The organism is Vibrio sp. 1F253 (assembly GCF_041439295.1).
In the GTDB taxonomy this organism is placed as follows: domain Bacteria; phylum Pseudomonadota; class Gammaproteobacteria; order Enterobacterales; family Vibrionaceae; genus Vibrio; species Vibrio tasmaniensis_A.
The window spans coordinates 35,680-42,612 of sequence record NZ_JBGONU010000042.1 but is presented as its reverse complement, the minus strand read 5'-3'; the positions used below and the strand labels follow the sequence as shown (position 1 = coordinate 42,612).

Here is a 6,933-nt window from a genome sequence, read left to right as displayed (position 1 = left end):
GGGCGGAATGACGGATACAATATCGCCTTTCTAAAGTCAGATTTCACTGTTATTTCGTTTTACGAATGGCCCTGAATTCCTAAAAGGTGTGGTGACTTTTTAGTAGTGTGATCCATTTTTCACCCCAACCCCTTTTAATATGGGCGACTTTACCTAATAATATAAAGCCTTAGAGAAAGTACAAATTATGCAAGCGTTTAACGAAGTGGCCCTGTTTCCCCTCAATCCAATCCCACACACCACGCTCAACCAAGCGATTAAGCTCTTGAGTGATCGGTTCCGCTACCTTAAAGTCCATATCGGCAACCCAATATGGGAATACATCGGTGGTGTTGTAAATGCTCTCTAGCATCTCTGGTTTGCTTTTGATAAACGCATGTTCACCGTAATTCGATGCACTGTTAAACGCTGTCATGGAGGGTTCCTCAAATAGTGTGTTTGGTTCTTTTGCAATCAACTGGATTGCCTGAATACCCTTAAGACGATGACAAGGCTCAAAAGACGAAGCTTCCAGAGAAATCTTGTGACTAATTTAAATTAATCTCGCATCTCGACCACAATTTCAGTCTTGACCGAGTTCGCGATAAAGCAGTTTTTGTGCGCTAAATGATGCAGTTTGTCGAGCTGTTTGGCAGTTGGTATCTTAATGCCCGAAAACACAATGTCAGGTCGCAGAGTCACCTTAGTGACAGATGAGCGGCCTGATTCATCTTTCTCAAGTACACCAATCGCATCATCCACATAAGAGTCGATCACATACTTCTGCTTTGCAGCAATGCCCAAAAACGTCAGCATATGGCAGCTAGAAAGTGCCGCAATAAAGGCTTCTTCAGGATCAACGTTGGCCTCAACTGAAAACGGCAGTGGCACAACATGAGGAGAAGACGAAGCAGGTACAGTGATACCACCATCGAACTCCCACGTATGAGCGCGACTGTATTGGTTGTCGCTAAAGGCTTCATCTTCCACTTTTTGCCAGCGAATGACCGCTCCATATTCAGACATAATTAATTCCTTTTATATTGTGTAACGACTTAGCGGTCAGCAGGATGATTAACGCCATCATTGGTCACCACATCACCAATATCAAACGGGTTTACCCCTTCCAAACAACCGATGTTAAAACCGTATTCATTTGGGCTTGAGCGGCGTTGGTGATGGGTATAGATACCGCAGTTTGAGCAGAAGTAATGCTTCGCGGTGTTGGTATTGAATTGATAAAGCTTAAGATGCTCAGCGCCTTTCAAAATCTTAATACCATCCAACGCCAAAGAACCCACAATTGCCCCTCTACGACGGCAGATAGAACAGTCACAACGGCGCGGTTTTTCTATTCCGTTAGGTAGGCTGAGCTCTAATTCAACCGCACCACAATGGCAAGTTGCCTTATGAAAAGGTTTGATAACCGTATCTCCGACGATTTTCATTTTTATCTCCAATCACATCCTTATGTTGGTCGTATCATAACCAGTTCAATGTCCTCTGTCCGTAGCCGGGTGTTGAGTTCGAGATATCTGTCATGCGCTGCTTCTCGGCTAATCTAACTAGACTTTTCAACCAAATCGCCAAAGCGTTCAAACAGAAAATCCAAAAACAGCCGGATACGCTTAGGCTGATATTTCTTGCTGATGTACACCACATTCAAATCGGCGCTCGACACCGACATCGCGGTATTGAAGTTTTTCATGTAGCCATTAAGCAGAGTAACAAGGCGTTGGTTATTGATGTCGTCTTGCACATCCAACACCGATTTAAGCGCAATGCCCTCACCTTTTAATGCCCAGTAGCGAATCACTTCGCCATCGTCTGAAAATCGCTTCGGCACAACCGTCACCGACTTCTTCATATCATTGTCTTGGAAGTGCCATGTCTTGAGCTCTTCATTGCTACGCAGCATGGCTAAACAGTCGTGTTCGACCAAATCTTGTGGTGTTAACGGTGTTCCATGTTTAGCAAGATATTCAGGAGAAGCGCACAACACACGTCGGCTTGGTGATAAGCGTCTGGATATCAAACTGCTGTCGACCAGTTCACCATAACGAATCACGATATCCATGCCAGATTCAGCAATGTTCGAGAGGTTATCGTTCAAATACAGGTAAGGAATAACGTCCGGATACTGCTGGCAAAACTCCGAAAGAATAGGAAGAATGTACTGCTTTCCGATGTCTTTTGGCGCGGCAATTTTTAGCGAGCCTTTGACTTCTTTTACGCCATTTTGAATCAGGTTTTCGGCCTCACTGACGTTGTCTAAAATCTCCAAACATGCCTTGTGATACAACTCCCCAGAGTCGGTCAAAGACACATGACGCGTGCTTCGATTCAACAACTTCACACCATATCGCTCTTCCAACGCCTGAAGCCTTGCTGTCATGGTCGCAGGAGAAAGCCCTAACTCTCGCCCCGCCGCAGCTAACCCATGATGCTTAACAATGCTCACGAACATCGTCATATCTGAAAACTTGTCCATCCACCTCTCCTACTATTCAGTTAATCCGAATAATGATTTTATATTTTAGCCAATTATCAAATTTAGTCGAATAAATATAATGAACCATCAGCAAAACACGCAGGAATTCAGAACATGAACAACGAAATTACAAACCAAGAAAAGCACACATTCGTCATCATTGGTGGAACATCAGGTATCGGCAAAGCATTAGCAATGCAATTGAGAAACGAAGACAACACAGTACACATTGCCAGCCGACACACCGGCGTTGATATCAGCAATGAGACATCGGTTTGTGAATACTTCGAATCGATCGGTGCATTTGATCACTTGGTGATAACCGCGGGGTCATACGCTCCCGCAGGAAAAGTGACAGACGTTGCTATCGCAGACGCAAAAGCAGCATTTGATACCAAGTTTTGGGGAAGCTTAAACGTAGCTAAGCACGCCGCACGTTACATGACTCCAAACGGCTCAATCACGCTAACCACGGGCATGCTGTCGCGCAAAGTGGTTGCTGGTACTTACGTAAAAACCGCGATTAATGCCGCACTAGAGAGCGTAACTAAGGTGCTTGCCAAAGAGCTATCACCGATTCGAGTCAACGCCGTCAGCCCCGGCCTTACCATGACTGAAGCTTACAAAAACATGGACGATTCAGCCCGTTCAACCATGTACGACAACGCCAAAAACAACCTACCAGCAGGCAAAGTCGGAGAGGCTAAAGATATTGCAATGGGCTATCTATTCGCGATTAACAACCCATACGTAACGGGGTCAATCATCGACATCGATGGCGGTGCTCTACTCGGCTAACACTCCGCAAAGAAACAAAGAACAATCGTTAGGGCGTGTATGTAAACGTCCTAACAAACAAGAATTAACACAGGTACTTCACTATGAAACCAGAAGCGATCTATAAAGAAAAGATCCCATTCCAAGTTTGGATACTGACACTCGCAGCTTTTGCCATCGGCACCGCTGAGTTTGTTATTGCAGGCATCCTTCCACAAATTGCCACATCCCTTTCGATCACCGAAGGTCAAGCCGGATACCTAATCAGTGCTTACGCATTGGCTATCGTTATTGGTGGCCCGATCTTAACCATCTACCTCGCACGTTTTAACAAGAAGATGGTACTGATTGGCTTAATGGCTTTGTTCATCATCGGTAATATCTTGTCAGCCTTAGCTCCTAGCTACCCACTTCTACTTGCAAGCCGCGTTATCGCAGGCTTAGTGCAAGGCCCTTTCTATGGCATAGGTGCCGTTGTCGCGACCAATTTAGTGTCTGAGAAAATGGCAGGTCGTGCTGTTGGTCAGATGTTTGCTGGCTTAACGCTCGCTAACGTTCTTGGGGTTCCCGCAGGTACTTGGGTGAGCTTGCAATTCGGTTGGCACACCACCTTCTATACTGTGGCGGCACTTGGCACGATTGCGATGATTTCTATCCTGACATCTATCAAATCAACGGGTCACAGCGAAGCGAGAGACATCAAAACTCAGCTGTTGGCGTTCAAAAATCCAATGCTGCTTATCAGCTTGGCGATCACCGCTTTTGCTTGGTCTGGCTTCATGACGCTTTACGGCTACCTTGCACCTATCGCCATGCACATCACGGGTTACGGTCAAGAATCAGTAACTTGGATCTTAGTGATTGTTGGTGTCGGCTTAATCATAGGTAACACCTTGGGCGGACGCTCTTCAGATAAAAACCTAGGCAAAGCTTCAATGTTTTGGGCTGTCGCAATGATCGTGTCATTGGTGGTGGTTGGCCTTGTGGTAGACAACAAAATCCTATTCGTTGCAGCTGCATTTGTCTTTGGTATTGCATCATTTGCGAACGTTCCTGCTATGCAGCTTCGAGTAATGAACCACGGTGGCGAAGGCCAAGAGCTAGCAGCAACCGCGAATATCTCAGCGTTTAACTTGGCCAATGCCTTCGGTGGCTTCTTAGGCGGCATGGTACTCGACAGCCAACTAGGCGCAGGAATGATTCCATTCGCAGCCGTTGTTGTCCCAGTGATTGGTTTGTTGCTTATTGCAAAAGCCAACTGAGCTGAAAAGCCACAAAACGACTCTATCTTCAGCCCTGCGGAATCGAAATAGTGACCACCGCACGCTAAATCAATCAACACATGACCGACACAAGGTAAATACCATGAGCAAATTATTCGAAACAGCAGAACTCAAAGATCTAGAACTACAAAACCGTGTGGTTATGGCGCCCATGACACGCGCTCGTACAAGCCAACCTGGAAACGTGCCAAATGAAATGATGGCGACTTACTACCAACAACGAGCGAGTGCTGGACTCATCATCACTGAAGCGACACAAATCTCAGATGACTCTCAAGGATACTCATTCACACCCGGCGTTTACACACGCGAACAAGTGGAAGGTTGGCAAGGTGTCACCTCTGCCGCTAAAGAACAAGGCGCTGCGATATTCTGCCAACTATGGCATGTGGGGCGCGTGTCTCATCCAACCTTCCAAAAAGGTGAACTGCCAATCGCGCCTTCGGCACTGGCTCCGGTAGAAACTCAGGTTTGGATCTCTGATGAGAATGGAAACGGAAACATGGTGGATTGCATTCAACCAAGAGAAATGACCCAAGCAGACATCGATCGTGTTGTTCAAGATTTTGCTCACTCAGCGAAAAAAGCACTCGAGGCAGGGTTCAACGGAGTGGAAATCCACGGTGGTAATGGCTACCTCATCGATCAATTCCTAAGAACCAATTCAAATAAGCGCACCGACAACTATGGTGGCAGTCGTGAGAACCGACTTCGCTTTCTAATTGAAGTCGTGGATGCGGTAATTGAAGCGATTGGTGCTGACAAAGTGGGCGTACGTTTAGCCCCATTCATCACCTTCAAAGACATGAACTGCCCAGACATCGTACCAACGATTTTAGAAGCGTCAAAGGAACTGCAAGCTCGAAATATCGCTTATCTGCACCTATCAGAAGCCGATTGGGATGACGCGCCTGTGATACCTGAAAGCTTCCGTGTCGAACTAAGAGAGTTGTTCTCTAACACCATCATCGTTGCTGGCAGCTACACACCAGAACGCGCCGAAGAAGTGTTAAGCAAAGGCTACGCCGATCTCGTCGCATTCGGTCGCCCATTCGTTGCTAACCCAGATCTAGTTTCACGCCTACAAAACGGCAGTGAACTATCCGATCTCGACGGCGCCACTCTGTTCGGCGGCAACGAAAAAGGCTATACCGATTACCCAGCGTTGTAGTGGATTTTGAAGTGCTAACAATGCCTTAAGTTTTCTTTCAGGCAAAAGAAAGGCTCGCGTGACTAGTGCGAGCCTTATGCAGTTTAGGGGGTAAACCACAATCTGATATTAATTTGGGTAATTATTTAACTTATGAGCCAGTATGCACCTGTGCGCATTGATGTACTATTTTTATATGATTCATCGCGATAAATCAATCGATAAAAGTTAGAGTTTGGTCAATTTAAACCATACAGATTGAAATAATTTAGCGATCTACATCTCGAAAATCATCATAAAACCCATAAAAATCAGATCTATAGGCTTCTCATTTGCCAGTAGCCTTCACCATTGGTCGAGAGTTGGCTGTGTAAATAATCAAGCGTATCTGCGACTATTCCTGAAATGCCTTGTGGTGGGTTGAATAACAACAAACCACTGCCGATTAGGCGATCATCACCCTTAGGGTCTCGAAGGCGAAGCTCCGACTTAATCGGACTTGGCAGCAAACCATCTTTCACTGCAGTAACACAGTGATTCAGAATCAGTGAGCTCTTGTCATCCGTGTAAAGCGGGTACCAAATTAGTGCAGATACCTTATCAGATTGTTGATACGCCTTAACCAAGGCATCGATCACCGCGAGATATTCAGAATCGGTTTCATAGGGAGGATCGATAACAATCAGGTGATGATTATCGTGTTTTGCTACATCATCAGGCAGCGCTTTGAGCCCATCACCTGCGGTAATAGTGAGCTTGCTTGAAACATCAAAGTCACGTTGTAACTTCTCAATGTTAGTTTGCAGTAAATCAGCTTCATCTTGCTGAATGTCTGAAAAATAGAAACTATCTTGGCTGCGGCCTTGTTGGTAAGTGATGGCTGCTGAGCCCGGATAGAGAGAGATAAGTTGATTCGGGTTGTAGTATTCCAGCACCGACATAAAAGAAGCGAATGCTGGAGGAAGATAAGCTTTGTTTCGCCACAAGTACCCGACCCCTTCAGCGAATTCACCGGCGTGATTGCTTGGCGCTGTAGTGAGGTCATAACACCCTGTGCCTGAATGCGTGTCGATAACATTGAGGCGAGAGTGTTGCTGCATTAATGATTTAACCAGTGCACTCAATACTGGATGCTTGAGTGCATCACCGTGGTCGCCTACATGACATTGATGTCGATATTCCATTCCCTTGCCTCATTTCTACTGACGTCATATAAACATACTTCATATAATGAGGGCTTGCCTGCTCAATCC

General features: G+C 45.9%; 7 protein-coding genes and 1 pseudogene. 3 read left to right on the top strand and 5 right to left on the bottom strand.

The features are described from left to right. Positions 1 to 202: 202 nt before the first annotated feature. From ACED28_RS17935 to ACED28_RS17920, 4 genes and pseudogenes are all read right to left on the bottom strand, one after another. Positions 203 to 415 (bottom strand): annotated as a pseudogene (locus tag ACED28_RS17935) (aspartate aminotransferase); the annotation flags it as partial. Positions 416 to 537: 122 nt separating this feature from the next. Continuing rightward, positions 538 to 1,005 carry an OsmC family protein gene (locus ACED28_RS17930; protein ID WP_371710396.1) on the bottom strand — a complete coding sequence of 156 codons (468 nt, stop codon included), beginning with the start codon at positions 1,003 to 1,005 and terminating at the stop codon, positions 538 to 540. Positions 1,006 to 1,034: 29 nt separating this feature from the next. Further along, entirely contained in the window at positions 1,035 to 1,427 is a 393-nt protein-coding gene (locus tag ACED28_RS17925; protein WP_371710395.1) for a GFA family protein, read from the bottom strand. 113 nt (positions 1,428 to 1,540) lie between these two features. Continuing rightward, on the bottom strand, positions 1,541 to 2,470 hold the full coding sequence (locus ACED28_RS17920; protein WP_371710394.1) for a LysR family transcriptional regulator: 930 nt from the start codon (positions 2,468 to 2,470) through the stop codon (positions 1,541 to 1,543). Positions 2,471 to 2,584: 114 nt separating this feature from the next. Between ACED28_RS17920 and ACED28_RS17915 the strand changes: the two genes are divergently transcribed. The 3 genes from ACED28_RS17915 (at position 2,585) to ACED28_RS17905 (ending at position 5,701) form a co-directional block, all read left to right on the top strand. Beyond that, positions 2,585 to 3,268, top strand: coding sequence for an SDR family oxidoreductase (locus tag ACED28_RS17915; protein ID WP_371710393.1), 684 nt, complete (start codon positions 2,585 to 2,587; stop codon positions 3,266 to 3,268). A gap of 83 nt (positions 3,269 to 3,351) precedes the next feature. Then, positions 3,352 to 4,509, top strand: coding sequence for an MFS transporter (locus tag ACED28_RS17910; RefSeq protein ID WP_371710392.1), 1,158 nt, complete (start codon positions 3,352 to 3,354; stop codon positions 4,507 to 4,509). A gap of 103 nt (positions 4,510 to 4,612) precedes the next feature. Beyond that, on the top strand, positions 4,613 to 5,701 hold the full coding sequence (locus ACED28_RS17905) for an alkene reductase (protein ID WP_371710391.1): 1,089 nt from the start codon (positions 4,613 to 4,615) through the stop codon (positions 5,699 to 5,701). 296 nt (positions 5,702 to 5,997) lie between these two features. Here the strand turns inward: ACED28_RS17905 and rlmJ are convergent, their stop codons facing one another. Further along, positions 5,998 to 6,864, bottom strand: coding sequence for a 23S rRNA (adenine(2030)-N(6))-methyltransferase RlmJ (gene rlmJ / locus ACED28_RS17900; RefSeq protein WP_371710390.1), 867 nt, complete (start codon positions 6,862 to 6,864; stop codon positions 5,998 to 6,000). Between the last annotated feature and the right edge of the window lie 69 nt (positions 6,865 to 6,933).

Coding starts and splice junctions, on each gene's coding strand:
- ACED28_RS17905 (WP_371710391.1), top strand. CDS start 4,613: ATGAGCAAATTATTCGAAACAGCAGAACTCAAAGATCTAGAACTACAA.
- ACED28_RS17925 (WP_371710395.1), bottom strand. CDS start 1,427: ATGAAAATCGTCGGAGATACGGTTATCAAACCTTTTCATAAGGCAACT.
- rlmJ (WP_371710390.1), bottom strand. CDS start 6,864: ATGGAATATCGACATCAATGTCATGTAGGCGACCACGGTGATGCACTC.
- ACED28_RS17910 (WP_371710392.1), top strand. CDS start 3,352: ATGAAACCAGAAGCGATCTATAAAGAAAAGATCCCATTCCAAGTTTGG.
- ACED28_RS17915 (WP_371710393.1), top strand. CDS start 2,585: ATGAACAACGAAATTACAAACCAAGAAAAGCACACATTCGTCATCATT.
- ACED28_RS17920 (WP_371710394.1), bottom strand. CDS start 2,470: ATGGACAAGTTTTCAGATATGACGATGTTCGTGAGCATTGTTAAGCAT.
- ACED28_RS17930 (WP_371710396.1), bottom strand. CDS start 1,005: ATGTCTGAATATGGAGCGGTCATTCGCTGGCAAAAAGTGGAAGATGAA.